27 protein-coding genes and 1 pseudogene are annotated in these 23,131 nt (G+C 54.0%); 16 read left to right on the forward strand and 12 right to left on the reverse strand.

Features of this window, described 5'->3' with window-relative positions; genetic code table 11:
- Positions 1 to 29 precede the first annotated feature (29 nt).
- Positions 30 to 1,079 (forward strand): sporulation protein YunB, encoded by a 1,050-nt coding sequence (yunB, locus tag FPZ45_RS15505; protein ID WP_144703566.1) that lies wholly within the window; start codon positions 30 to 32, stop codon positions 1,077 to 1,079.
- Here the strand turns inward: yunB and FPZ45_RS15510 are convergent.
- Positions 1,076 to 1,699: a hypothetical protein gene (locus FPZ45_RS15510; RefSeq protein ID WP_144703569.1), complete on the reverse strand. Its 624-nt coding sequence runs from the start codon at positions 1,697 to 1,699 to the stop codon at positions 1,076 to 1,078. The two genes, yunB and FPZ45_RS15510, sit on opposite strands and share 4 nt — an antisense overlap.
- Positions 1,700 to 1,821: 122 nt before the next feature.
- Here FPZ45_RS15510 and kduI point away from each other — a divergent pair, with 122 nt between their 5' ends.
- From kduI to kduD, 3 genes are read left to right on the forward strand one after another with little or no spacing between them, the layout of a single operon-like run.
- On the forward strand, positions 1,822 to 2,655 hold the full coding sequence (gene kduI, locus FPZ45_RS15515) for a 5-dehydro-4-deoxy-D-glucuronate isomerase (RefSeq protein WP_144703572.1): 834 nt from the start codon (positions 1,822 to 1,824) through the stop codon (positions 2,653 to 2,655).
- Between the two features lie 31 nt (positions 2,656 to 2,686).
- Complete coding sequence (locus tag FPZ45_RS15520; RefSeq protein WP_144703575.1) at positions 2,687 to 3,460, forward strand: DeoR/GlpR family DNA-binding transcription regulator; 774 nt, start codon at positions 2,687 to 2,689, stop codon at positions 3,458 to 3,460.
- Positions 3,432 to 4,202 carry a 2-dehydro-3-deoxy-D-gluconate 5-dehydrogenase KduD gene (gene kduD / locus FPZ45_RS15525; RefSeq protein ID WP_144703578.1) on the forward strand — a complete coding sequence of 257 codons (771 nt, stop codon included), beginning with the start codon at positions 3,432 to 3,434 and terminating at the stop codon, positions 4,200 to 4,202. The genes FPZ45_RS15520 and kduD overlap by 29 nt, the downstream gene beginning before the upstream one ends.
- Here kduD and FPZ45_RS15530 read toward each other — a convergent pair.
- Entirely contained in the window at positions 4,199 to 5,278 is a 1,080-nt protein-coding gene (locus FPZ45_RS15530) for a M23 family metallopeptidase (protein ID WP_144703581.1), read from the reverse strand. The two genes, kduD and FPZ45_RS15530, sit on opposite strands and share 4 nt — an antisense overlap.
- Before the next feature lie 23 nt (positions 5,279 to 5,301).
- Here FPZ45_RS15530 and lipA point away from each other — a divergent pair, with 23 nt between their 5' ends.
- Both lipA and FPZ45_RS15540 read left to right on the forward strand, forming a co-directional pair.
- Positions 5,302 to 6,285: a lipoyl synthase gene (gene lipA, locus FPZ45_RS15535; protein ID WP_342780064.1), complete on the forward strand. Its 984-nt coding sequence runs from the start codon at positions 5,302 to 5,304 to the stop codon at positions 6,283 to 6,285.
- Positions 6,282 to 7,181, forward strand: a complete 900-nt coding sequence (locus FPZ45_RS15540; protein ID WP_144703586.1) for a YutD-like domain-containing protein — start codon at positions 6,282 to 6,284, stop codon at positions 7,179 to 7,181. Before lipA ends, FPZ45_RS15540 begins: the two co-directional genes overlap by 4 nt.
- A gap of 68 nt (positions 7,182 to 7,249) precedes the next feature.
- Here FPZ45_RS15540 and FPZ45_RS15545 read toward each other — a convergent pair whose 3' ends face one another.
- Entirely contained in the window at positions 7,250 to 8,044 is a 795-nt protein-coding gene (locus FPZ45_RS15545) for an NAD kinase (protein WP_144703589.1), read from the reverse strand.
- A gap of 108 nt (positions 8,045 to 8,152) precedes the next feature.
- Complete coding sequence (locus FPZ45_RS15550) at positions 8,153 to 9,412, reverse strand: nucleoside recognition domain-containing protein (RefSeq protein WP_425457006.1); 1,260 nt, start codon at positions 9,410 to 9,412, stop codon at positions 8,153 to 8,155.
- Between the two features lie 494 nt (positions 9,413 to 9,906).
- On the opposite strand from FPZ45_RS15550, the gene FPZ45_RS15555 reads away from it, so the two are divergent.
- Entirely contained in the window at positions 9,907 to 10,323 is a 417-nt protein-coding gene (locus FPZ45_RS15555; RefSeq protein ID WP_144703592.1) for a globin domain-containing protein, read from the forward strand.
- A gap of 12 nt (positions 10,324 to 10,335) precedes the next feature.
- Complete coding sequence (locus FPZ45_RS15560) at positions 10,336 to 11,031, forward strand: DUF2225 domain-containing protein (RefSeq protein WP_144703595.1); 696 nt, start codon at positions 10,336 to 10,338, stop codon at positions 11,029 to 11,031.
- Positions 11,032 to 11,051: 20 nt separating this feature from the next.
- Here the strand turns inward: FPZ45_RS15560 and FPZ45_RS15565 are convergent, their stop codons facing one another.
- Entirely contained in the window at positions 11,052 to 11,285 is a 234-nt protein-coding gene (locus FPZ45_RS15565; RefSeq protein WP_144703598.1) for a hypothetical protein, read from the reverse strand.
- Positions 11,286 to 11,361: 76 nt separating this feature from the next.
- Here FPZ45_RS15565 and FPZ45_RS15570 point away from each other — a divergent pair, with 76 nt between their 5' ends.
- Together FPZ45_RS15570 and FPZ45_RS15575 are read left to right on the forward strand one after the other, a co-directional pair.
- Positions 11,362 to 13,146 carry a M3 family oligoendopeptidase gene (locus tag FPZ45_RS15570; protein ID WP_342780060.1) on the forward strand — a complete coding sequence of 595 codons (1,785 nt, stop codon included), beginning with the start codon at positions 11,362 to 11,364 and terminating at the stop codon, positions 13,144 to 13,146.
- Positions 13,147 to 13,322: 176 nt separating this feature from the next.
- A complete protein-coding gene (locus FPZ45_RS15575) occupies positions 13,323 to 13,721 on the forward strand; it encodes an O-methyltransferase (RefSeq protein ID WP_144703604.1) in 399 nt (132 codons plus the stop codon).
- 79 nt (positions 13,722 to 13,800) lie between these two features.
- Here the strand turns inward: FPZ45_RS15575 and FPZ45_RS15580 are convergent, their stop codons facing one another.
- Positions 13,801 to 14,790 carry a TIGR03943 family putative permease subunit gene (locus tag FPZ45_RS15580; RefSeq protein WP_186438414.1) on the reverse strand — a complete coding sequence of 330 codons (990 nt, stop codon included), beginning with the start codon at positions 14,788 to 14,790 and terminating at the stop codon, positions 13,801 to 13,803.
- An 18-nt stretch (positions 14,791 to 14,808) separates the two neighbouring features.
- A complete protein-coding gene (locus FPZ45_RS15585; protein ID WP_144703610.1) occupies positions 14,809 to 15,834 on the reverse strand; it encodes a permease in 1,026 nt (341 codons plus the stop codon).
- Between the two features lie 462 nt (positions 15,835 to 16,296).
- On the opposite strand from FPZ45_RS15585, the gene trpS reads away from it, so the two are divergent.
- A complete protein-coding gene (gene trpS / locus FPZ45_RS15590) occupies positions 16,297 to 17,295 on the forward strand; it encodes a tryptophan--tRNA ligase (protein WP_144703613.1) in 999 nt (332 codons plus the stop codon).
- Here the strand turns inward: trpS and FPZ45_RS25370 are convergent.
- On the reverse strand, positions 17,292 to 17,465 hold the full coding sequence (locus FPZ45_RS25370; RefSeq protein WP_186438415.1) for a DUF5325 family protein: 174 nt from the start codon (positions 17,463 to 17,465) through the stop codon (positions 17,292 to 17,294). The genes trpS and FPZ45_RS25370 overlap by 4 nt on opposite strands.
- Positions 17,466 to 17,555: 90 nt before the next feature.
- On the opposite strand from FPZ45_RS25370, the gene FPZ45_RS15595 reads away from it, so the two are divergent.
- A complete protein-coding gene (locus FPZ45_RS15595) occupies positions 17,556 to 17,759 on the forward strand; it encodes an alpha/beta-type small acid-soluble spore protein (RefSeq protein ID WP_144703616.1) in 204 nt (67 codons plus the stop codon).
- A gap of 133 nt (positions 17,760 to 17,892) precedes the next feature.
- Here FPZ45_RS15595 and FPZ45_RS15600 read toward each other — a convergent pair whose 3' ends face one another.
- Entirely contained in the window at positions 17,893 to 18,876 is a 984-nt protein-coding gene (locus tag FPZ45_RS15600; RefSeq protein WP_144703619.1) for a metal-dependent hydrolase, read from the reverse strand.
- 66 nt (positions 18,877 to 18,942) lie between these two features.
- Here FPZ45_RS15600 and FPZ45_RS15605 point away from each other — a divergent pair, with 66 nt between their 5' ends.
- Complete coding sequence (locus FPZ45_RS15605) at positions 18,943 to 19,221, forward strand: hypothetical protein (RefSeq protein ID WP_144703622.1); 279 nt, start codon at positions 18,943 to 18,945, stop codon at positions 19,219 to 19,221.
- Here FPZ45_RS15605 and gerQ read toward each other — a convergent pair.
- Entirely contained in the window at positions 19,218 to 19,700 is a 483-nt protein-coding gene (gerQ, locus tag FPZ45_RS15610) for a spore coat protein GerQ (protein ID WP_425457007.1), read from the reverse strand. The two genes, FPZ45_RS15605 and gerQ, sit on opposite strands and share 4 nt — an antisense overlap.
- Here gerQ and FPZ45_RS25375 point away from each other — a divergent pair.
- Positions 19,612 to 19,866 (forward strand): hypothetical protein, encoded by a 255-nt coding sequence (locus tag FPZ45_RS25375; protein ID WP_222430785.1) that lies wholly within the window; start codon positions 19,612 to 19,614, stop codon positions 19,864 to 19,866. The genes gerQ and FPZ45_RS25375 overlap by 89 nt on opposite strands.
- Positions 19,867 to 19,907: 41 nt before the next feature.
- On the opposite strand, the pseudogene FPZ45_RS25770 reads toward FPZ45_RS25375, so the two are convergent.
- A pseudogene (locus FPZ45_RS25770) lies at positions 19,908 to 20,020 on the reverse strand (cell wall hydrolase); the annotation flags it as partial.
- A 256-nt stretch (positions 20,021 to 20,276) separates the two neighbouring features.
- On the opposite strand from FPZ45_RS25770, the gene cyoE reads away from it, so the two are divergent.
- Positions 20,277 to 21,134, forward strand: coding sequence for a heme o synthase (gene cyoE, locus FPZ45_RS15615; protein ID WP_144703625.1), 858 nt, complete (start codon positions 20,277 to 20,279; stop codon positions 21,132 to 21,134).
- A gap of 7 nt (positions 21,135 to 21,141) precedes the next feature.
- Positions 21,142 to 21,867: an SCO family protein gene (locus tag FPZ45_RS15620; RefSeq protein WP_144703628.1), complete on the forward strand. Its 726-nt coding sequence runs from the start codon at positions 21,142 to 21,144 to the stop codon at positions 21,865 to 21,867.
- A gap of 660 nt (positions 21,868 to 22,527) precedes the next feature.
- On the opposite strand, the gene FPZ45_RS15625 is transcribed toward FPZ45_RS15620, so the two are convergent.
- Positions 22,528 to 22,878 carry a DNA primase gene (locus FPZ45_RS15625; RefSeq protein ID WP_144703631.1) on the reverse strand — a complete coding sequence of 117 codons (351 nt, stop codon included), beginning with the start codon at positions 22,876 to 22,878 and terminating at the stop codon, positions 22,528 to 22,530.
- Positions 22,879 to 23,131 lie beyond the last annotated feature (253 nt).

The following is a 23,131-nucleotide window of genomic DNA, read 5'->3' on the forward strand; positions in this document are numbered from 1 at the left end:
CTCGGGACCCGGGCAAGGGAGGTTTAAGAATGCGAAGAAAATGGGGCAGAGGTTTTCAGTTCAACTTTCCGAAAAACGCAGATTTTCCGAAGGTGCAACTTCCGAAGATGCAACTTCCGAAGCCGCTCCCGCGGCGTTGGGGAAAACGATTCCCGTTCTTCGGCGGCGGGAACGGAGGGTCTCCCATCCGTCCTGTTCCGCGAAAATGGGGGAGCGGGTTTTCGTCGATACGCATCGGCAGCGGAGTCTCACCCCGTCCTGTTCCGCGCAAGTGGGGAACGCGCCGGAGATTTTCGTTTAAGGCTGGCGGGGATTCCGGGCCGGCGAAGCGATGGACGCCCAAGCGGCAGCGATCGAAGATGAAACGAAGGCATGTCTGGTTGATCGCCTTGCTGATTGTGTTGTTTTTGATTATCCAAGGCGCGATTTTCCTCGATCGGGAGCTCCGGCAGCCCCTAATGTTCCTCGCCAAAATCAAAGTCAATCAATTGGCGACGAATGCGATCAACGATGCGATCAAATCCGAACTCGCCCAAGCCTTGGACTCGGACAAATTGATTCGATGGCGAACAAACGCCGATGGCAAAATAACGGGTTTCGAAGTCGACTACAAGCAGCAAATGGCCATTACCGCTAGAACGATCGAAGTCGTCGAACGTTCGTTGCAGGAACACGAGGAAGTTCCGGAACGAATTCCGATTGGTCACGTGCTGAACAGTCCGATCATTTCTTCCATCGGTCCCAGCGTATCGATCAAGTTCCGTCCGGCGAGTGTCGTGAAAGTCGAGGTGGAGACGGAGCAGAAGGAAGCCGGCATCAATAATCTCTTAGTGGAAGTCTACGCTCGCATCCGCACGGAAGTCGCCGTGATCATTCCTTTTGACAGGGAGCCGGAAGTTATCGAGACAAAAATTCCGCTATCGTATGCGCTCGTCGTTGGAGACGTTCCTACGTACTATTACGACGGAAGCGGCACTCCGGTCGGAAGCGGCGCTTCGCAAGCTCCGGCCATCGCGCTGCCCGGCAATCCCCCACCGCAAACGAAACTTCCGGCCGCGAATGAGGGGAAGGGCGATTAACCTGTTGGCGCGGGGTGTGATAGTGCGAACTGGTAGGGCTTACTGTCTGGCAGACCGTAAGCCGACTCACCAAGCACAATTCCGCCCCTGTAACGGTCTGGCAGACCGTAAGACGACTCACCAACCACTATTTCGCCCCTGTAACGGTCTGGCAGGCCGTTAGCCGGCTCACCAAGCACAATTCCGCCCCTGTAACGGTCTGGCAGGCCGTTAGCCGGCTCACCAAGCACTATTCCGCCCCTGTAACGGTCTGGCAGGCCGTAAGCCGTCTCACCAAGCACAATTCCGCCCCTGTAACGGTCTGGCAGACCGTAAGACGACTCACCAACCACTATTTCGCCCCTGTAACGGTCTGGCAGACCGTAAGACAGCTCACCAACCACAATTCCGCCCCTGTAACGGTCTGTCAGACCGTAAGAAGGCTCACCAATCCCTATTCCACTCCTGTAACGGTCTGTCAGACCGTAAGCCGGCTCACCAGCCACAATTCCGCCACTGTAACAGTCTGGCAGGCCGTTAGCCGGTTCACCAAGCACTATTTCGCCCCTGTAACGGTCTGGCAGGCCGTTAGCCGGCTCACCAAGCACTATTCCGCCCCTGTAACGGCCTGTCAGAAGCACGAAGATCTCCAAAGTACCTTGCTTAGTCCGTTTACCTCAGACATGTTCAGAACGGTTCACAAATGTTCGAAAATGTGTGTTATACTCGAATAAACCAAAACGAACATTGGAGGAAAGTTGCAATGGAAATCAGACACTCAACGAACCCGGCCGACGCCAAGCATTATGATACGGCTAGATTGCGCAAGCAATACTTGATCGAAAACCTGTTTCAAGCCGATCAAATCAACATGGTATACGCTCACGACGATCGCCTCGTTATCGGCGGCGCGAATCCGGTCGGCAAGAAGCTGACGTTGGAAGCGGCCGACGTGCTCAAAACCGAATATTTCCTCGAGCGCCGGGAAATCGGCTTTATTCATATCGGCGGCGGGGAAGCCGTAATCGAAACTGACGGAGAACGTCACACGCTGGGCAAGCTCGATACACTGTACGTCGGCAAAGGCACGCGCAGCGTAACGGTTTCCAGCGCGAACCCGTCCGAACCCGCGAAAGTGTATTTCACTTCGGCGCTCGCGCATGCGACTTATCCGACACGCAAAGTGTCCGTGCAGGAAGCGACCACGCTGAATCTAGGCGCGCTTGAGTCGTCGAACGAACGCACGATCCATCAGATCATTCACGAGAACGGCGTGCAGAGCTGCCAGCTCATGCTGGGCGTAACGCTGTTCAAACCCGGAAGCGTATGGAATACGATGCCGGCACACTTGCACGACCGCCGCATGGAAGCTTATTTGTACTTTGACATGAACGCCGATGCGAGAGTATTCCATTTCATGGGCGAACCGAACGAGACCCGCCATCTGGTCGTGTCCAACGAGCAGGCGGTCATTTCTCCGAGTTGGTCGATCCACTCCGGGGCGGGTACGAGCAGCTATGCTTTCGTATGGGCGATGGCCGGCGAGAACTATTCGTTCAAGGACCAAGAATTTATCGCTATGGATGCGTTAAAATAGAAGCATCCGACTATCGGGAGGAAACCCCTGAATGCTTGCCGTAACGCGTCATCAATCCATTCTTGAACTATTGCAATCGCAAGGAACCGTGCAGGTATCCGAACTAAGCGAACGGTTCGACGTCACGTCCAAGACAATCCGCGAGGATTTGGAAAAGTTAGAGGAGAAAGGCTTGCTTAAGAGGATTCACGGTGGGGCGATCGGCCGCAGCGACGAGAACGAGCCGATGCTCCCCTTGCAGATTCCGAATACCCAACGCATCAAGGAAAAGGAAGCGATCGCCCTTCATGCTCTCCGATATATCCGGGAAGACGATATCATCGCCCTCGACGCGGGAAGCACGACGCTCGAGATCGCCAAAAAAATTCCCGATATGCCGCTGACCGTATTGACGAACGATCTGTTCATCATTCGGGAACTGATGCCGAAGGAGAGAATTCGCTTGGTCGTTCCCGGGGGATACCGTCATCGCAACGTGCTGATCGGCAACGACGCTTTGGAATGGCTGACCCGGTTAAACGTCCAGAAAACGTTCCTTTCGGCTACCGGCGTCCACGACAAATTCGGCTTGTCCGTTTTTACCGGAGAAATGCTCGAATTGAAAAAAGCTTACGTCTCCTGCGCGAAAGAAATCTATGCGGTAGCCGACCACGCCAAGTTCGACCGGGCCGCCTTGCAGACATTCGCCGCGATGGAGGATTTGGACCTGCTCATTACGGACGACGGGCTTTCCGAAGAAACCCGGCGCCGTTACGAAGAAGGAGGCAAAGTAAAAATTGAACTCGCATCTACGAAATCGATTTGATCTTACAGGCAAAACCGCAGTCGTCACGGGCGCGGGACGGGGATTGGGACAAGCGATCGCCATCGGGTTGGCGGAAGCGGGAGCAAATCTCGTGCTGGTCACGAACCGGACTTCCGCGGCCGAGACCAAATCCAGCGTCGAGAATCTCGGCAGGAAAGCGCGAATCGTCCAGACCGACGTAGCCGATCGGAGCAAACTTCCCACGATCATCGACGCTGCCGTCGAAACGTTCGGCGGTATCGATATCCTCGTGAACAACGCGGGTATTATTCGCCGAACGCCGGCGATCGAACACGCGTATTCCGATTGGCAGGAAGTGCTAGACGTTAATCTGAATTCCGTGTTCGTTCTCTGTCAACTTGCGGGAGAACTGATGCTTGAACAGGGTTCCGGCAAAATCATCAATATCGCGTCCATGTTATCGTTCCAAGGCGGGATCAACGTTCCCGGTTATACGGCGAGCAAACACGCGGTCGCGGGGCTAACCAAAGCGCTGGCCAACGAGTGGGCATCCAAAGGGGTCCAAGTCAACGCAATCGCGCCGGGATACATGGCGACGGACAATACGGAAGCGCTAAGGAACGATCCGGTGCGCAGCCGTCAAATCCTTGATCGCATTCCGGCAGGCCGCTGGGGGGACAACCAGGATCTAATCGGCCCCGCCATATTCCTCGCGTCCTCCGCTTCCGATTATATGAACGGGCACGTGCTTTGCGTGGACGGCGGCTGGATGAACCGTTAATGGATGGGGGTGCCGCCCGGTTTACGTTTGGGGCTCATCGCTTTGAGCTCCTCGCGTTCCCAGCGGCGCAGCAACGGATACGGATCGAACGCCCATTCCACGAGGCCGCGGTCCCGATAGATGCCGTAATGCAGATGCGGAGGAAACTTCCCTTGCGTTCCGGGGCGCCCGTATCCGGAGCTGCCTACCCAACCGATCACTTGACCGGGACTGACAATGTCCCCGGTCTTTATTTTTTTGTCGAACCCCGACAGATGCGCGTAGTAATGATAAAAGTTATTCAAATCCCGAATTCCGATCCGCCAGCCGCCGTAAGCGTTCCAACCCTTGATTTCGACGACGCCGTAACAGGTGCTGCGGACGGGAACCCCGGAATGCGCGAAAATGTCCGTGCCCTCGTGGATTCTTTTGCCGCCCCAACCGCGACTATTGCCCCAGGTGCTTCGAAACGAGTAATTGCTGCTCGGAGGAAGCGGGAAGGCATGTCCGTTCAAATCCAGGCGATTAAAATGTTTGTACAGCTTGGAGAATTGCATCACACGCTGCACGGCGCGCGTATTGCGGTAATATTCCCATAACCCGATGCTGAAGTCTTCATCGGAGCTGCCACGCTGCAATACTTGAACCGCCACCGAGTAAAGAAGATCTTCGTCTTTGCCGCGATCAGCTTTGCGGTCTCCCGAACCGTCTTTGCCGATGCCGCGAAAAAATTGAATGGACAAGGGATCGGTATCGTCCTTATTCGGGTTCAAATCTCCGCTCCATCTGGAATCGGATATGTACACTCCGGTAACCGCGTCTTGGCGAATCGGTCTCGTTTTTGGGTGGGCTTTCGAAATCGTGCGTTCGTATTGATCGATAGCCGCAATATTATGCCATTCCAAACCGGTACGGAGGCTTACAGCTTCGTAAAGCCGCCGTCTTTGCTCGATTTCGTCGGGCTCGCCGTTCTTCTCTTTGGCCGCGCCACTCGCCGCGAAACCGTGATCGCCTATCCAAAGCAACATCAGAATAACGGTAGCCGCCGTGCCGATTCTCGCGCAGCGCCCCCATCTTCGCCAATCGTAACGCAACATGACTCCTCCCTCGTTTTCGGCGTATAGACGTAGGGTTTACAGATCATTGGTTTTTATCCGAATCATGCTATAATAAGGAGGACAGAAAGAGGGGAATCACAATGTCGACGAAAGTCAAACCGCCCAAACCCGAGTGGCTGAAAATCAGGCTGACGACGGGGGAACCCTACCAAGAACTCAAGCAAGTAATGCGGAGCAAGACGCTTCATACGGTTTGCGAAGAAGCTCGTTGTCCGAATATATATGAATGCTGGGCCAATCGCACGGCTACCTTTATGATCCTTGGGGATATTTGCACCCGGGCATGCCGTTTCTGCGCAGTCAAAACCGGATTGCCGACGGAGCTCGACCTGCAAGAGCCGGAACGGGTCGCGGAAGCCGCCGAACAAATGGGACTCAAGCATTGCGTCGTAACTTCCGTGGCCAGGGACGACTTGAAGGATGGGGGAGCTTCCATCTTCGCGGCGACGATCAAGGCGATCCGCAATCGGCTTCCGTTCTGCAGCGTGGAAGTGCTTATTCCGGATTTTCTGGGCGATGCCGATTCGCTTAAAATCGTGATGGATGCGAAACCGGATATTCTTAACCATAACATCGAGACCGTCGCGCGGCTTTCCGATCGCGTGCGGGCTAAAGCGAAGTACCCGAGATCGCTCGAACTGATCCGACGGGCGAAAGAAATGCAGCCGGATATCCCAACGAAGTCGAGTATCATGTTGGGATTAGGGGAAACTTACGAGGAAATTCTCCAAGCGATGGACGATCTGCGGTCGGTCGACTGCAATATTTTGACGCTGGGACAATACTTGCAGCCTTCCTCTTCCCACCTGAATGTCGTTCGTTACGTTCATCCGGACGAATTCGCGGCGTTAAAAATCGAGGGACTGAACCGGGGATTTTCCCATGTGGAATCCGCTCCGTTCGTCCGAAGCTCTTATCATGCGCATGAGCAAGTCAAATCTGCGGAGGCAAGAACGACCGGTCTTCGGAAGGAGAGCGAAACATGATTTTCATGGCGGGAGGCAATGCATATTCGCTAGTCCATGAGCATAAGAGCGGATGGAATCCCGAAGCCTTCCGGGAGCGGTACAGCGAAGTGCTGGAACGCTTCGATTACATCGTCGGAGATTGGGGCTACAATCAGCTCCGCTTAAGAGGTTTTTATCATGACGGCCATCCTCGTGCGGTCAAAGAATACGCGATTTCGAGTTTTGTCGATTACATTAACGAATATTGCAATTTCGGCTGCGCCCACTTCGTCCTCACCAAGGTAGACGCAAACGCTTTACCTCCGGAAGCGGAGATTTCGCGAGAAGAGTCCCCCGAAGCGAAGATCGCCATGAACGAGACGGGGGAGCAAGCGGCCGAGACGGCAGCAGCCCTAAGCGGGCCGATTATGCGCTGGCCGCTTAAGGAGCGAGCGGGCGGTCCCGTACGCGTTCCTAACGTCACCGTATCCGCCGTGGCCAGAGCCGCCGCGGACGCCGAGCGGCGGAATGCCGCTCAGCAGAACGACAACTCGTCCGGTTCCTCTTCTTTCGGACGCGGAAATTATTCTAGACATGATTCCGGCGGAGGTCCCAATCGGCCCAACCGTTCGAACAATCAATCTTCCGGCGGAGAACGGAGACACCAGTCTCAAAGCCGTGATGCCGGACAAGCGTCGAACAAGCCGAATCCGCGCGGCCCGAGGCCGCAAAATCCGGATCAAAGCAATCGCGTTCCGGCCGAGGCCAGAACTGCCGAATCGGGCAGCGCCCAACCGCGCGGCGAAGGCTCCCGGCCGGACGGCAATCGCTGGCAGGGAAGAAATCGCAGGCGCAAGAGCTTTGGCGGCAAGCCAGGCCCTCGCCCCGAAGGCGCGCCTCGCCAAGATGCCGGTACGCCGAAATCGAGCGAATAATTGCAACATCATTAAAGCCCTGAATCCATCTACAAATCGGATTCAGGGCTTTTTCTGGCCTTTATTTTCTATACGGAGCCGATGAAAGCTTCCCTTACGCGATTCCAAAACGTAAAGGGCCGGTATCTCGCGAACGTCACTTTTCGCTCCGATACTTTGCACATAATGGATTTGACGCCCGACATCTGCATCAGCAAATGATCGACGCCGATGATCAGTTCCTCTTCCGGATCCGGGGGAACGATATCGCAATGATGGTGCTTGGGCAAGATGACGGAAGAGCCTAACGTGCGGTATACGCGGTTGTTGATGGATGCGATCTCCGCGATTTGCAGCGCTTCGAGCGAAGGGTGGATCACCGCGCCGCCAAGGCTTTTGTTATAGCCGGTGCTGCCCGTAGGCGTGGAAACGACGATACCGTCGCCGCGGAACATTTCGAACGGTTCGTCATTAATATGAATCGCCGATACGAGCGTTCCGTCCCCGCTTTTTAACGTAAACTCGTTCAATACCAAATATTCGCATTTCCCGTCGGCTTTCTCGATTTCGACGTGAAGCAGCGGATATTGGATTCTGCGCGGCTCCGATGTTGCCATTCTGTCCAACAATTCGGTCAGCTCGTCCTTCTGCCAATCCGCGTAAAATCCAAGGTGACCGGTGTGAATCCCGATGAACGCCACCTGCTCCAATTGATCTTTGTACCGATGGTAGGCTTGGAGCATCGTGCCGTCCCCGCCTATCGTCACGACGGTATCCGGGTTGTCGTCATCGGCGAGAAGTCCGCGGGCTTTCGCCTGAGCGTGAAACTCCTCCGATAATGCCCGAGATAACCGATCCCCCCGGTCAAGCAATGCATATTTCAAATCTTGGCCGCTCCTTCCGACTGTTCCCCTGTTACTCGACGGCGATCCGACGCCTCGAATCGACATCGCTGCTTTGATCATAAACAATAACGATGTCGAATTCAATCCTCAAGCGCGGGTCTTCCCCGACCCGCGGAGAAATCGGCGAACACCGATCGCTAACGCTCCCAATGCGACGATGGACGAAAGAACGGCGGCAAACAGCAGCGGAAGATAGGCGGCAACCGTCCAGACGGAATGCAATCCCGCTCCTTCGGCGAAAGCGGAAGCCCAGGCCGGCTTGGCCGCCGCCCACTCCGGCAGGAACGCTGCGGACGGGTCGGAGCCAGCTTTCGGATAGAAGATCGGCCATAGAAGGTAGACAAGGAGCATGGCCAGGAAGCCGTGGATCAACCGGGCGCGGGCAAAAAGGCCGTACCGCCATGTCGTTCCGCTCATGAGTCCGGCAACTTGGGCGTGCACCGACAACCCTGCCCAGGAAAGCACGAATGCAGCGGCGGCGACGCGATCCGTAAGCGGGATTCCCGTATCCGCGGCGGCCGCTTTCGCCCCCAGCGTCACTTCGAACGTTCCATCTACGAACGCCGAAGATAAATTCGGAGACAGTCTGGCCAGATCCAGCAATTGAGCCACCGTGTCCTTGAACAGGGACAAGATGCCGCTCTTCACGAGAAGCTCGAGCGTGGCGGAGAAGAATACGACCAAGCCGCCGACGATGACCATGAGGGCCAGGGAGGATTGCAGCGCTTGCTGAAGCAGAATGCCAAGCGGACGGCCGTCCGCCAAACGAGCCCTGTGCATGGCGACGATCGCGGCTCGAAACCGGTTGACCCCGGGCGCCGATGCGGAAGTTGCCGGATGCTCGGTGGCTTGGGCAGCGCTTTTGCCGAAGCGGGATGCCGCTCCGATCAGCAATGCCCCGCTGTAGTGCGCCGCGGCCAATACAGGGGCGGCTTGCAAGCTGCCGAAAAAACCGATGCAGACGGCGCCGATCAAGAATATGGGATCCGATGTCGTCGTCATCGCCACAAGACGTTCGCCCTCGTCCCGCGAAACGAGATTTTGTTCCATCAAGCGGGAAGTGAGACGAGCGCCGATGGGATAACCCGATACGAAACCCATGGCCACGATAAAGCCGCCGACGCCGGGAAGGCGGAACAAAGGCCGCATAAAAGGATCAAGCAGCGTTCCCGCGAAATGAACGATTCCGAAACCGAGCAGCAGCTCCGATAATACGAAAAAAGGAAACAGCGCAGGAAACAGCACTTCCCACCATACCGCGACGCCTCTGAGGGAAGCGTTCAAGGCCGACTGGCTGTCCACCAAAGCCAAGCATCCGATCAGGATAGAAGTCCCGCCTAAAGCCAATATGCTTACTGCAGCCAGCGTGGCGGATCTTTTAACCGGATTTGGACCCGTTGCGCCCACAGTCATTCCCCCGTTCAGTGAATCGGTCTCTTGCCAATATATGAGCGGATGCGGACAATCTTTCCGAACAGTTGGACAACACCCAAAATATTCATGTAATCGTTTACAATTTTCGAGTGTCAAATTCGCACCCATATGATACAATGGAACTAGAAATTCATGTCGAAAGCCGCGCAAGATAAAATCGCTTAAGTCGGAGTGATGAATATGATGGCGGGAATTGTTGCAGGATTAATTGTATGCGCTTTCGTGTATGTCATTCGCGAATCCTTGACGCAGCCGGAAGAAGAGATGTAAAGTTCATAAAGCCTGTTCGGCAGCTTGCCGATTTCGAATCGCCCGCAAGGGCGATTTTTATTTTATGCGAAAATCGTATAACCTGCTTGTGGTATAATAATGAACGGAACCATTACCTGAATCATGAGCCGCGGCCCATGATTTTCGATCGCAGGAGGCCTAAATTGACTAACTTTGAAACGCTATACGAAGCGATTGGAGGAGCGGAAGGCGTGCGGGATCTCGTATCCCGATTCTATCCGAAGGTTCAGGCACATCCTCTGCTGGCTCCTCTGTTTCCGGAAGATATTCATCCCGTCATGGAGAAGCAGTATTTGTTTTTGACTCAATTTCTAGGTGGACCTTCTTTATATTCGGACATGTACGGGCATCCGATGATGCGCGGACGTCACTTGCCGTTTCCGATTACGCCGGAGAGAGCGGAAGCCTGGTTGTCCTGTATGTCCGCGGCTTTGGCCGAGACATCCATACCCGAACCGATTCGCAAGCTCACGATCGAGAGATTGTCCGGACCTGCGCATCATTTTATCAACACCGATTCTTCTGACCGATAAGGAGGCATATAGGTGGAGCCACTCTTTCAAATCAAAGTAAATTGCCTATGTTGCGAACAAAGCTTTCAAACCTCCCGAGTTAGGCCGAGTCTGAAGAAAGCCGTGAAAACGGACACCGATTTCTGCGCTTACTTCAAAACCGTAAACCCCGACTTTTATGTCGTGAGAGTTTGCCCGAACTGCGGGTTCTCCTCTACGGAAAATTTCGCGGAACGAATTAACGATAAGCAAAAGTCGGCCTATCGCGATAAAATCGGGAGCGTCTGGAAGCAACGCGATTATAGCGGGGAAAGAACATTGGCGGATGCCATGGAATGCTATAAATTGAGCTTGCTGACGGCGCAAGCGATCGGCGAGAAAGAACGCGTGATCGCCGCGTTGCTGCATCATATCGCTTGGCTGTACCGTTACGAAGGGAAGAAGGAACAAGAGAACCGATTTATCCGATTTGCACTGGAATCCTATGTGAAGGTGTACGAGACGGAGGATTCCGCTAACAACGCCCGGCTCTTGTACCTGATCGGCGAGTTGAATAAACGGCTAGGCAATTATCACGAAGCAGTAAGATGGTTCGGGCGGGTCATTCAGGACAAAAAGATCATGGACGCCGCCATGATTCGCGCTTCCCGGGAGCAGTGGCAGCATATTCGCGAGGAAATGACCGGACGGGGCATGGATTTACCCGAGGAAATGGAGAACGGAGCATAACGCAGCCTGATCGCCCGGTCTTACCTAATCGGGCGGTCGGCGAGCAGATAATCCCGATCCGCGTCGATGATGCGCACGCTGCCGTGACAGCAGGGAAAAACGATCATTTTTTTGCGCGCACCGCCATACATACTTTGAATATCGTCCGGAGTGATTGGCAGACGGACATGAGAGCTGCGACAGAACGGACATTCGTGAACGATGACGTCTTTCATCAGAATGTCGTAGGGCAAGCTATTGCTTAACGGAATCAAAACAAATCCCCCTTTTTTACGTATTTAAACATACAATAATGGCTTTTATCGCGCAATGACAAGGAGCGAGGAACATTTGAGCAAAAAATATTCGTTAGAGTGGAATCTGGATTCTTTGTTTCAGGGAGGCTCGTCTTCTCCTCGGTTTGCGGCTTTCGTGGAACAATCGGAATCCCTGTGCGCGGCGATATTGCAAGAGCTTCAACAGAGCGGCGATGTTTCGCCGGAAGCATCCCAATTGGCTAACTGGACGGATCGCCTGCAGGATATTCTCGCCCAACTGCGCGAAGCCGACTCGTACGTCGCTTGCCTGACTTCGCAGAATATGCAAGATAGAAGAGCGGTAGCATGGACCGAACGCATCCAGTCGTTAGCTGCCCGTTATAAGCAGGCGGCAGACCTCTACGATGCCAAGCTTGCGATGGTTACGGATTCGGCATGGCGGGAGTGGACGGGTCGTCCGGAGATCGCGGGCATCCTGTTCCCGCTCAATGAAAGGCGCGCATTCGCTCAAGATAAGCTTCCGCCCGCTCTGGAGGCGGTTGCCAGCGAACTCGCGGTAGACGGCTATCATGGCTGGGGCGAGCACTATAATACGATCGTCGGGCGCATCACGATCCCTTGGGAAGAGAATGGAAAGCAGGTTGCGCTATCGGTCGGCCAAGCGGCCAATAAGATGGAAGATGCCGATCCAGCCGTGCGTGACACGATGTTCGCGAAATGGGAAGAAGCATGGGCGGCGCAGGCCGATATGGCGGCCGATACGCTCAACAGGCTGGCGGGCTTCCGACTGAAGCTGTACGGAATGCGGGGCTGGCGGGAGCTGATGAAGGAACCTCTGCTGGTCAACCGCATGAGCCAGGATACGTTGGATGCGATGTGGACGGCCGTCGAAGGCAGCATCGCGCCTCTCAAGCGGTACTTGGCATTAAAAGCCCGCTTGTTGGGTAAGGAACAAATAGGATGGCAGGATATGGATGCGCCGATCGCGGCGGAGCAGCCAAAAATCTCTTATGATGAAGCCGCCGAATTGATTACGAATGCATTCGAGCAGTTTTCGCCGGACATGGCGAAGCTCGCCCGGGTGGCTTTCGAAGAGGGCTGGATCGAAGCGGAAGATCGTGCGGGCAAGCGCCCAGGCGGGTTCTGCACGACTTTCCCCCTCGGCAAGCAAACCCGGATTTTCATGACCTATTCGGGAACGCCCGGCAACGTGTCAACGTTAGCGCACGAACTCGGTCATGCCTATCATGCCGAGATCGTTAAAGATCTGCCGCCGATGGCCCAGGAATACGCGATGAATGTGGCGGAGACCGCTTCTACTTTTGCCGAAGCGCTCGTCAGCGACGCCCTGTTGCGCCGGGCTGCGACGAAAGAGGAAAAATTGGCGCTGCTCGATGAGCGTCTGCAGCGTGCCGTTGCTTTCTTTATGAATATTCGCGCCCGCTTCCTATTCGAGACCCGATTCTACGATCGGAGGGCGAGCGGCATGCTGGAGGCATCGGAACTGAACGAACTCATGCTCCAAGCGCAGAAAGAAGCTTTCGGAGAAGCGCTCGGAAGCTGGCACCCGCATTTCTGGGCGTCCAAGCTGCATTTTTACATCACCGACGTGCCGTTCTATAATTTCCCTTATACGTTCGGATATTTGTTCAGTACCGGCTTAGTCGCCGTCGCGGAGCGGGAAGGCGATTCGTTCCGCAGCCGTTACGACGATCTGCTCCGGGATACGGGGGTGATGACGGTAGAGCAACTAGCGTCGCGCCATCTCGGCGTCGAACTGGATCGGCCCGATTTCTGGGAGGCTGCCGTGGCGAGAGCCGTTGCCGACGTCGAAGCGTTCGCCGAGCTGTGCGAATAGCGGCATGAATAAACGAAGCTCCATCTCTTACGGAGGGATGGAGCTTCGTTTATATCCATTTCAACCAAAATTAGACAAAATCATTGAAATTTTCTAAAAATACAATTATACTGGTTCCAAAGTCGCAATTAGAAATACCTAGTAATTTATCGAATTAAGTATAAAGGAGGAGAATAATGACTTCTAGCCAATTCCCTTTAGTGCGTCAGGTTGACGTGGCTTTGGAGAAATTAGGAGGAGAGCTTAAAGGAATGACCGCAGGTACGATCGTCTTGCAAATCCGGGACGATTCGGTCGGCAGATTCGGCATTCGCCATCTTCCGGTCGATTGCGGCATTCGGGAACAGCGGGCGACGGGAATGAACGCTTCCCAAGTGGATACCCTAAGACGTTTGGCGGTAGAAGCGCTGCGCCATAAGAACGGGTGGACGCACGGCGAGATTTCTTACGATTTCGTATTGAAGAATGGAGAAGTGTCCTTAAGCGTTCAATTCGAATCCAACTACAACATGGCTAACCTAATGTTCCGCTATTCTCCCAAGAACCGCGGCCGCAGGGAAGCATCCAACGAATAACCTCAAATTACATATCGAGCGGCAAGGGACTGTTCCGAAGGGCCATGCGGCCTGCCGAAGCAGTCCCTTTAATGATGTTCTATTCCAATCCGAAATCCAGATCCGGCGAGACGTAAGGATCTTCGGGCGGATCGATTTTCGCGATCTTGCGAACGTTGATCTGAATGATATCGATATCGTTATAACGGGTCGTGCCGAGCTCGCCGGTCACGGCGACCCATGCGTCCGTCTCAAGCGTCTCCGCATGACCGAATTTGGCCATCACGCCGTATGGCGAGGCATCGGCCGAACAGCAGGATATCGCAAATCGGCTGACGCCGAACTGCTGCTGGCCCATCGATTTCTCCCGATAGACGAAACCGCTGATTTCGATCGTTTTGCCGATGAAGGCTTCCCGATACAGATCGATCGTCGTAAGCGTCTCGATGAATCGTTGCGGCGTGACGGTAATGACGTCTTGTTGGACGAGCTTCTTGCCGTATGCGGCGTAGCTTTCCGTAAAGTTGTCGTACGGGAATAAAACGTCAAGTTGTTCCGGCGTGGAATCCGCGGGCTGCTTGTTCTCCTTTGTGTCGGGCTTATCGGTCGGCTTCTCGTTCTCGGCGTTCGTAGGACTTAAGGGGGCGGGAACGACTGGAGCCGGAGTATTCGGAGCCGGGCTGGTCTTAGGCACAACCACCGTCTGCGGAGCGAACTGCACGCCTTTGGCGGCTGCCATGCTGCTTCCGAGCAGACCGTCCGGAACCGCATAGCCGATAATTAGAGGCAGAGCGAACCAGCCGTACAAGAGCAAGCTTTTGCCCCAGGTTTCGGGCATCTCGTGGTCGCAGTCGCAGTCGGGGCCGCTTTGTTCCTTGTCGAAAAAGGAGCGGATCGCCGAATAAAATTGTTGCGCCGCGACCGCGTATAATCCGAGCGCCGACAGTTTGACGATAAACTGCATTCGTTCCGCTATGTATAGATTCAGCTTGCCAGAACGGACAAGATGGACGATAAGGAAAGCGAAGCCAGCGAGCAGGATCGCCCTGACGAGATAATGAACGGCCGTAGCCAACGGTTTACGAATCAATGTGATCTAACCTCCTGTTTAGACAAATCCCAAATGATCGAAGAGAATCGATCCAATAAGCACAAGCGCAGCAATCAACAGACTGAATTTCAGCACGAAGCTTTTGCGGAAAGCGGCAAGCATCATGAGCGTGTTCTTCAGATCGAGCATCGGGCCGAGCACGAGAAAAGACAATAATGCCGCTGGCGGAAACATATTGTTAAAGGAAGCGGCCACGAATGCGTCCGATGTCGAACAGAGCGACAACGCGTAGGCGAATCCCATCATGAAGAGATGGGATAACAATTCATGGTCGGCGACGGCGGCGAACGAGGAGCGCGCGACTAAAGTTTGCAGAAGCGCGGTAATCACCGAGCCGAGAATCAAATATTTCCCCATCTCGAAAAATTCGTCCGCAACGTGGGCAGGCGCCGAAGCCAGCTTCTTAAGAGCCGTATCTCCGTGGGCATGGCCGTGATGAGCATGGTCATGATCATGATGCGAATGATGATGATCTTGTTCCGGTTTTAAGGGACTCTTTTTCATGCGGGCGTACAAAATAAAGCCTAACGCGACGGACACGATAAACGCCAAGTAAAAACGCGAATAAGCGAGGCTCTCGTTCGTGCGGAAAGCTTGCAGGGTCGCGCCGAATACGATCGGATTGATAATCGGGCCAGCTACGATATAGATCATGCCTATGTATGCGGGCATTCCTTTGCGGATCAGCCTCCGCACGATCGGAATCATGCCGCATTCGCAAAGCGGCAGAACGATGCCGAGAAGACTTCCGAAAAGGACGCCGGCCACAGGATTGCGAGGAGTTAGCTTGCGAACGAGCTCGTCCGACAAGAAAGCTTGCAGAAGCGCGGATATAATAACGCCGATCAGAAGAAAAGGCAGCGCTTCGAGAATAATGCTCAGAAAAACGATCTTGAAGTTCTGTATCTTGGTGCTGTCGAACGACCAGCCGGATAAATCCCTGCCGAAGAAAATCAAAGCCAATAAAGCGGCGCAGCCTGCCGAAGCTGCTCCGGTCGCTAGTCGCATCCAACCGTTGGGCATAAAATCACTTCCTTGCCTACAAATAGTAATAATTACGATTTATTATAGGTGAAACTTGTCCGATTTAAAACCGGAACTTTCCAAATTTCCGTTATGCCGACGGTTGACAAAGGAACCAAGCGGGGTATAATGAGTAACAACTAAAGTATATTCGGCGATGAAGAGAACAAGTACGCCTGGATGGAGCGCTCACAGAGAGCCGGTGATTGGCTGGAAGCCGGTACGCTCGCCTATCGGAATGGATCTTGGAGCCGGCAGCGAAACGACGCGGAAGAGGCTTGAACGTGCGGCCGAATCTTCGTCCTATGCTTCCCGACTGTTCCCCGTTATCGGAACGCTAAGGCGTCTCAAGACTAGGCAGCACATGTCCTCTTGCGATGCGAATTAGGGTGGTACCACGGCTTTCTCGTCCCTTGCGGAGGAAGGCTTTTTTTATTTTCCAAAAAGAGGAGTGCGATTCCCATGTCCACGAAAAAACGTGTATTGTCCGGCATTCAATCGAGCGGAATGTTGACGCTCGGCAACTACATCGGAGCGATGAAAAACTTCGTCGCCTTGCAGCACGAATGCGATTGCTATTTCATGGTGGCGGATCTGCATGCCATTACGGTTCATCAAGATCCCGCTGCTCTTCGCGAGCAGAGCGAAGCCGTTGCGGCCCTGTACGTGGCCGCAGGCCTTGATCCGAAGCAAGCGGCGATCTTCATGCAATCCCATGTGCCGGCCCACGCCGAACTGGGATGGATGATGACTACGCTGACCTATATGGGCGAACTCGAGAGAATGACGCAGTTCAAGGACAAGTCTGAAGGCAAGGATGCGGTTGGCGCGGGACTGTTCGTATATCCGCCGCTGATGGCGGCCGACATTCTGCTGTACAATGCCCATCTCGTTCCGGTCGGCGACGATCAGAAGCAGCATTTAGAGCTTACGCGAGATCTGGCAGGCAGATTCAACCAAAGATACGGGGAAACCTTCGTCGTTCCCGAACCATTTATTCCGAAGGTCGGAGCGCGAATCATGTCGCTGGAAGATGGTACGAAGAAGATGAGCAAGAGCAGTCCAAGCGCGGGCAGCTACATTTCTCTGCTCGACGCGCCGGAAATCATTCGCAAAAAAATATCCCGGGCCAAGACGGACTTGGGCCGGGAAGTCATCTACGACGTTCAGAACAAGCCTGAAATCAGCAATCTGTTGTCGATCTATGCACAGTGTACGGGCCAGACAGTAGAGCAAGTTCAGGCGCAGTACGATGGCCAAGGATACGGCGCGTTCAAGAAAGATCTGGCGGAAGTCGTCGTGCAGACGATCGAACCGCTGCAACGCAAATATCATGAGATCCGGACATCCGGGGAAATTCGGGATATTCTGCGGAGCGGGGCGGAACGCGCGAATGCAGCGGCCGAAGCGACGTTAAGCGCCGCGAAGGAAGCGATGGGCTTCCTGCCGAGAGGATACTAAGAATTAGATTTACGCAGCTTCGCCTTGACGACGAAACCGGTGCCGATCATGCCGACCGTTAGAATACTGAACAGAAGCGCGAGCCAGCCGTTGTGACTCAGCGAAAAAGCGGTGGCCAGCATTAGCGCCACCGACATGATGGCAAAAAAGAGTGACAATGTTTTACTCATGGTGCTCACCTCGCATATTTTCTTTCCTTTCTAGCATACTAAGTTGGCAAGCTTGCAAACCAATCATCAAGGCGAAGGGAGAATTTAATCATGGCATCTAACAACCAACTGGTAGTACCACAAGCCAGAGCGGCATTGCAAAGCATGAAAATGGAAGCAGCTCAATCCTTAGGCGTCCAAATTCCTGCCGATGGATATTACGGCAACGTAACGTCCCGCGATGCAGGTTCCCTTGGCGGTTATATCACCAAGAAGCTTGTCCAAATGGCAGAGCAACAAATTTCCGGTCGATAAGGACGAACGGTTCGGACCGAAAGCCCGAGGGTCGCCTCGGGCTTTTCATATTGTGCTCTTATTAGGAACATACGTCAAGCGGGATTCCTTGTTCTACAAGTTATCCCGCTTTTGGTTTGAAGATTCCGGCGGATCAATAGGTATTCATTCGAAGCCTTTTCTCTAGCCGTTCTTCGCTTAACCAGCCCACGTACGATTGCAGCGGTTGAAAGTTAAAGTCCATAAGGACGACGGCCACGAACGGATATTGCTTGCGATAACGATACCGAACATCGACCCAACGTACCTCGTAGCCCCATGTTTGCGGTCTCGCTTGTCCGCAGGGGAACGGCGTTACGCTGAGAAAGGCTTGCACGTCCTGGTGCTGCTTGGAAGCTTCTAGCGCGGGATGTTCGTCGCATTTCATGGAATCGATCCATTTCAGCTTGCCATGATTCCAATCTCCAATGCCGTACGTGCCGTCTTTCGAAGTCCGTACCACGTTCCAACGATATAGGGATACGGTGGGCAGCAAAGTATAGCGGTCTTCGGGACGGCCATCGTCGTCCATGCGGGCGATTCTGCTCGAAAGGTTACGATGGACCCATGTTCGCCAACCGTAATAAATCCCAAGCAAAATGTAGAGGACGGGGAAAATCGCTTGCGGAACGGCGAGACCGGATATCCACAACAGTATAGCGAGAAGATGGGCGGAGAAAATAAAGGGGTCGAAAATATGGATGATATTCCAAGCGACCCATTGTTTGCTTACGGGACGAAACGCTTGCGTGCCATACGAATTGAACAAATCGGACACGACGTGGACGACGACGGCCAGCAGCACCCAACCACCGATATGCCACCAGGGAATGCTTCGGAACATCAGCGCAACCACCAACGTAATGAGAGCGGTCCAACCGATAATGGCAGGAAAGGAATGGGACAGGCCCCGGTGATTTTTGATATAATCGGCATTGCTCTTGAATCGGAGCAATCCGTCAAGATCCGGCGCATTGGATCCGGCGACCGTTCCGATCAATATGGCGACGGGCCCGTAAGCATGAGAAGTAATGACGGGATCGATCATGGCCAATCCTCCGATTCCCAATCCAAACACAAGATGCGTGCCGCTGTCCATACATCAGCCCCCTTTTTGCTTCAGTATGGACGGAATGGCGGCAAAATATGAAGGAGGCCGAACGAGTTGGTGTTGTTCTGCGAGTATGTCATTCCCGAAGGAAACCGCGGATCGTTTACCGCATGGGTAACGGCGAATCCGGATTTATGGCGCGGCGTCGAACTGGCCGAAAATACGGCACAACCGGGCGTCATCGTCGAGATTCGGCGTGCGGCCAATGAAGAAGAAGCCGCGAACATGGAAAAAGAACGCCGCGAAGGGCGTTCCTGGAAAGAGATGACGCAATGGGTCAAAGGGGGGGGCGACGGACTCCGGATCTGGACCTTCCGTCCATTCGGCGGTTAGAACCTGGCTGCTCCCGTCGTACCGAAAGGCAACGTGTAATTCAGCGGTTCGTCGAACGTAATATAGTCCAAGTTCAAAGTAAGCAGCAGATAACGTCTGCCCGTTTTCGGGTCGCTGATAATAATATGGTCGCGACCGGCCGCCTCGAGCACTCCTTTGAATATTTTTGCGTTCCATTCGGAATTGTTTTCGTAAGTCATGTACAACGTCGCAACCTTGCCTAAGTTCATCCGCAGAATATTTTCTACATACGACTCTTCAGTTGCGGGCACGCTTGGCAGCGTAGTTCCGGTGGGGGTTACCGCCGACCCGGTCTGAACCGGGAGCGGAGTTGCCCCGCTCGGCATCGGGGTAGGAGTCGTTGTCGCACCGTGCATCATCATGCCGGGCATGATCATCGGCATCATGGAGGTGTTTTTCTTCCCCGGCGGTATGCTCATAGGTGCCACTGCATTGCCCGGCATGCTCATCGGTGCCATGTTGTTGCTTGGCATGCTCATAGGCGCCATGTTGTTGCTTGGCATGCTCATGGGTGCCATGTTGTTGCTTGGCATGCTCATGGGTGCCATGGCATTGCTTGGCGTGCTCATAGGTGCCATGGCGTTGCTCGGCATGCTCATCGGTGCCATGTTTCCGGGCGCTTGATTCTGTGCTGGCATTTGGTTGTTTAACATTGAATTTCCTCCCTAGAAATAATAAACACTTGGACAATCTTCGGGGATGGAGTGTAAAAGCAATGGGCTTTGTATTTTCCGGTAAGCGTCTGATCCCACCAGGTGCCCGGACAGGCGCCGGCTGGTCAAATCACCCTTTCTTCCAAGTCGCCCTTCCGTTCGATTAGGCATTAGGCGATTGTCGCTATACAGTGTATTTAGGCGGCCCGTTTTGTGTGACTGATCGCGCGCTAAATAATAAGATGACGTTCGCACCTTGTTCACAGGGCGGTGGCGATTTGATGAACTCGGGTAGGCGAACATTGTCAATGCTTGAGGATTTGCGGTATCATTGAACAAACATCAGGTTATGCCGCTTTGTATGCATAAAGGAGGAGCACCGTGCTTAAAGATTTAGTGGCATTAACGAAGCCGCGAATTATTCGTTTGAATTTGATCGCGGCTTTCGGCGGTTATTGGGTCGCTTCCAAATGGAATCTTGACATATGGCCGTTAATTTGGATGCTCGTCGGTTCGACTTTTACGATGGCGTCTTCTTGCGTGATTAACAATTACTGGGACCGGGACATGGATAAGAAAATGGAAAGAACCCGCGACCGCGCCCTCCCGCAGGGCCGAATGAAACCCGGATTCGTTCTCGGTTACGGCATCGCCTTAGGCATCGCGGGATTAGCCGTGTTGTTCCTGCTCGTGAATCCGCTGACCGGTTGGCTGGGATTGCTCGGAATGTTCGTGTACATCGTCATCTATACGATGTGGCTGAAACGCAGCTCCACCTGGAGTACGTCGGTCGGAGGGGTCTCCGGCGCGATGCCTCCGGTCATCGGATATTGCGCGGTTACGAACGATGTCGACGCGGGTGCTTGGATTTTGTTCGCTTTGCTGTTCCTGTGGCAACCTGCCCACTTCTGGTCGCTTGCGATCCGGCGCAAAGACGAATACAAAGCCGCAGGATTTCCGTTATTGCCGGTCGTTAAAGGAGTTACCCGTACGAAATGGCAGATGCTGCCTTATATTTTACTGCTCATTCCTGCCGCTATTTTAATGAATTACTACAACTATGCGGGCATATATTTCTTGATCCTTTCCGTCGGAATTGCCGCCGTCTGGTTTATTCACGCGGTATCGGGGCTTCGGGCGAAGAACGACGAAAAATGGGCGAAAGCCGATTTTATGATTTCCATCAATTACTTGATGATTATGTTTCTGGCGATGATATTGGATACGAACGGGGTGTAGGAAAGACATGGATCAATCCAAAGGGGATAACATACAGAACCAAGAGCAAACGGCGGGAACCGGTTCGCAGGCGGACGTTGTCGTCGAGCCGATCAAACAGCCAAGGCAGAGTTCTTTTCTCAAACGGTACGGATTTTCGTTGATCGTGCTTTGTTTATGCCTGGTCATGGGCTATTTTATCTTGCAGCAGCAGAACAATAAGGATAGTCTGCCCGTGCAAGGGCAAGGGGCGGAATTCTCCTATCTCGATACGAACGGCGAGAACGTCACGCTCTCCGGCACGAACGGCAAAGCGCGGCTGCTGTACTTTTTCTTCGCGAATTGTCCGGACGTATGCCCGCCGACCACTTTCCTGATGTCCCAAGTCCAGGACGAGTTGAAGGAAGAAGGCTTGTTCGGATCGCAGGTCGAGTTCCTGTCGGTTACGATCGACCCGACTCGCGATACGCCGGAGGCGCTCAAGGAATATGCGAAGCGCTTCGACGCCGATCCGAACGGTTGGAAGTTCCTGCACGGCGACGAGCAAGAGACGGCCGATCTGGCGAAAGCATATCAAATCTACGTCGCTAAAGACGATGATGGCAACTTCGGTCACATGAACCTGATCGTGCTGCTCGACAAAAAAGGGCAAATCCGCGACTGGATTTCGGCTAACGACTACATCGACCTTGGAGAAGGCGATAAGAAGCTGAGTCCGAGCGATATGGTCAAAAAAATCAAAAGTGTGTTGTAATGACGAAAGGGGCTTTCCCATAACTGATGTTATGGGAAAGCCCCTTTTTTTTCTGCCGAACTCCCGCCCACGTACGCTGTAACGGTCCCGCAGACCCTTACAAGGCGCCAAAAGTCCGCTCACATGCGCTGTAACGTTCCCGCAGACCCTTACAGGCGCCCAAACCCCGCTCACGTATGCTGTAACGTTCTCGTAGACCCTTACAGGCGCCAAAACCCCAATCGCGTACGCTGTAACGGTCTCGCAGACCCTTACAGACGCCAAAACCCCGCACACGTATGCTGTAACGGTCTCGCAGACCCTTACAGGCGCCCAAACCCCGCTCGCATGCGCTGTAACGGTCCCGCAGACCCTTACAGACGCCAAAACCCCGCTCGCGTGCGCTGTAACGGTCCCGCAGACCCTTACAGGCGCCCAAACCCCGCTCGCATGCGCTGTAACGGTCCCGCAGACCCTTACAGACGCCAAAACCCCGCTCGCGTGCGCTGTAACGTTCCCGCAGACCCTTACAGGCGTCAAAACCCCGCACGCATGCGCTGTAGCGGTCCCGCAGACCCTTACAGACGCCAAAACCCAATCGCGTACGCTGTAACGGTCTCGCAGACCCTTACAGCCGCCGAACCCTCGTCCGCGTGCAACATAACGTTCCCGCAGACCGCCTTATAACAGCTCCCCTGGCTCGGGGTAAATAATGTACTCCTCCAGGCCGGCTTTTTCCAACTGTTGGATCAGATATTCCTCCGGCGTACCTTCGACGCCCATGTAACCTCTGCGCGTATAAATGTGATCGGCATCCGGAAAGACGTCGCGGAGGATGCCCCTAATTCGGCGCCCGGACGAATCGTGATCGGTGAATAGATAGACGTGACGGTCGCCGACCGCTTTGCGCAGCGATTCGATGCGATCGCCGTTTAACGTTCCAAATGTGCAAAGGATGGGAACTTCCGCGGAGAGAACGCGGGATAGGCGGCTTTTGTCGTTTTTTCCTTCGACGATAATGGCGATATCCATGGCTGTCACCCCTGTTGAATAGGATCGGCGGTAATTGTTCATATTGTACCACTTCAATAGGGATATATAGAATGCGACGGCCGAACGGCTTGTCCCGTTCGTTCCCGGACAGTCGAGGAAGGGCCTCGGATTAGGAGGGGAGGGCGCCTTCTCGATCGGTCCGCCGATGGCCGTGTTAACAAGAACGCAGCACAATGACGAGCAAAATGAACAAAACAAGCACGAAAGTCGTTGTTATAGATGTACCGCCTGC

Source organism: Cohnella terricola, assembly GCF_007786475.1.
GTDB classification, from domain to species: domain Bacteria; phylum Bacillota; class Bacilli; order Paenibacillales; family Paenibacillaceae; genus Cohnella; species Cohnella terricola.

What these genes read in the sequence shown, in the direction of transcription:
- kduI (WP_144703572.1), top strand. Translation starts at nt 1,822, where the DNA reads ATGGAAATCAGACACTCAACGAACCCGGCCGACGCCAAGCATTATGAT.
- FPZ45_RS25375 (WP_222430785.1), top strand. Translation starts at nt 19,612, where the DNA reads ATGATCATCGGCATCATGGAGGTGTTTTTCTTCCCCGGCGGTATGCTC.
- FPZ45_RS15540 (WP_144703586.1), top strand. Translation starts at nt 6,282, where the DNA reads ATGATTTTCATGGCGGGAGGCAATGCATATTCGCTAGTCCATGAGCAT.
- yunB (WP_144703566.1), top strand. Translation starts at nt 30, where the DNA reads ATGCGAAGAAAATGGGGCAGAGGTTTTCAGTTCAACTTTCCGAAAAAC.
- FPZ45_RS15585 (WP_144703610.1), bottom strand. Translation starts at nt 15,834, where the DNA reads ATGCCCAACGGTTGGATGCGACTAGCGACCGGAGCAGCTTCGGCAGGC.
- FPZ45_RS15620 (WP_144703628.1), top strand. Translation starts at nt 21,142, where the DNA reads ATGGATCAATCCAAAGGGGATAACATACAGAACCAAGAGCAAACGGCG.
- FPZ45_RS15595 (WP_144703616.1), top strand. Translation starts at nt 17,556, where the DNA reads ATGGCATCTAACAACCAACTGGTAGTACCACAAGCCAGAGCGGCATTG.
- FPZ45_RS15520 (WP_144703575.1), top strand. Translation starts at nt 2,687, where the DNA reads ATGCTTGCCGTAACGCGTCATCAATCCATTCTTGAACTATTGCAATCG.
- FPZ45_RS15530 (WP_144703581.1), bottom strand. Translation starts at nt 5,278, where the DNA reads ATGTTGCGTTACGATTGGCGAAGATGGGGGCGCTGCGCGAGAATCGGC.
- FPZ45_RS15625 (WP_144703631.1), bottom strand. Translation starts at nt 22,878, where the DNA reads ATGGATATCGCCATTATCGTCGAAGGAAAAAACGACAAAAGCCGCCTA.
- trpS (WP_144703613.1), top strand. Translation starts at nt 16,297, where the DNA reads ATGTCCACGAAAAAACGTGTATTGTCCGGCATTCAATCGAGCGGAATG.
- FPZ45_RS15555 (WP_144703592.1), top strand. Translation starts at nt 9,907, where the DNA reads ATGATTTTCGATCGCAGGAGGCCTAAATTGACTAACTTTGAAACGCTA.
- FPZ45_RS15600 (WP_144703619.1), bottom strand. Translation starts at nt 18,876, where the DNA reads ATGGACAGCGGCACGCATCTTGTGTTTGGATTGGGAATCGGAGGATTG.
- FPZ45_RS15575 (WP_144703604.1), top strand. Translation starts at nt 13,323, where the DNA reads ATGACTTCTAGCCAATTCCCTTTAGTGCGTCAGGTTGACGTGGCTTTG.
- FPZ45_RS25370 (WP_186438415.1), bottom strand. Translation starts at nt 17,465, where the DNA reads ATGAGTAAAACATTGTCACTCTTTTTTGCCATCATGTCGGTGGCGCTA.
- gerQ (WP_425457007.1), bottom strand. Translation starts at nt 19,700, where the DNA reads ATGGCACCGATGAGCATGCCGGGCAATGCAGTGGCACCTATGAGCATA.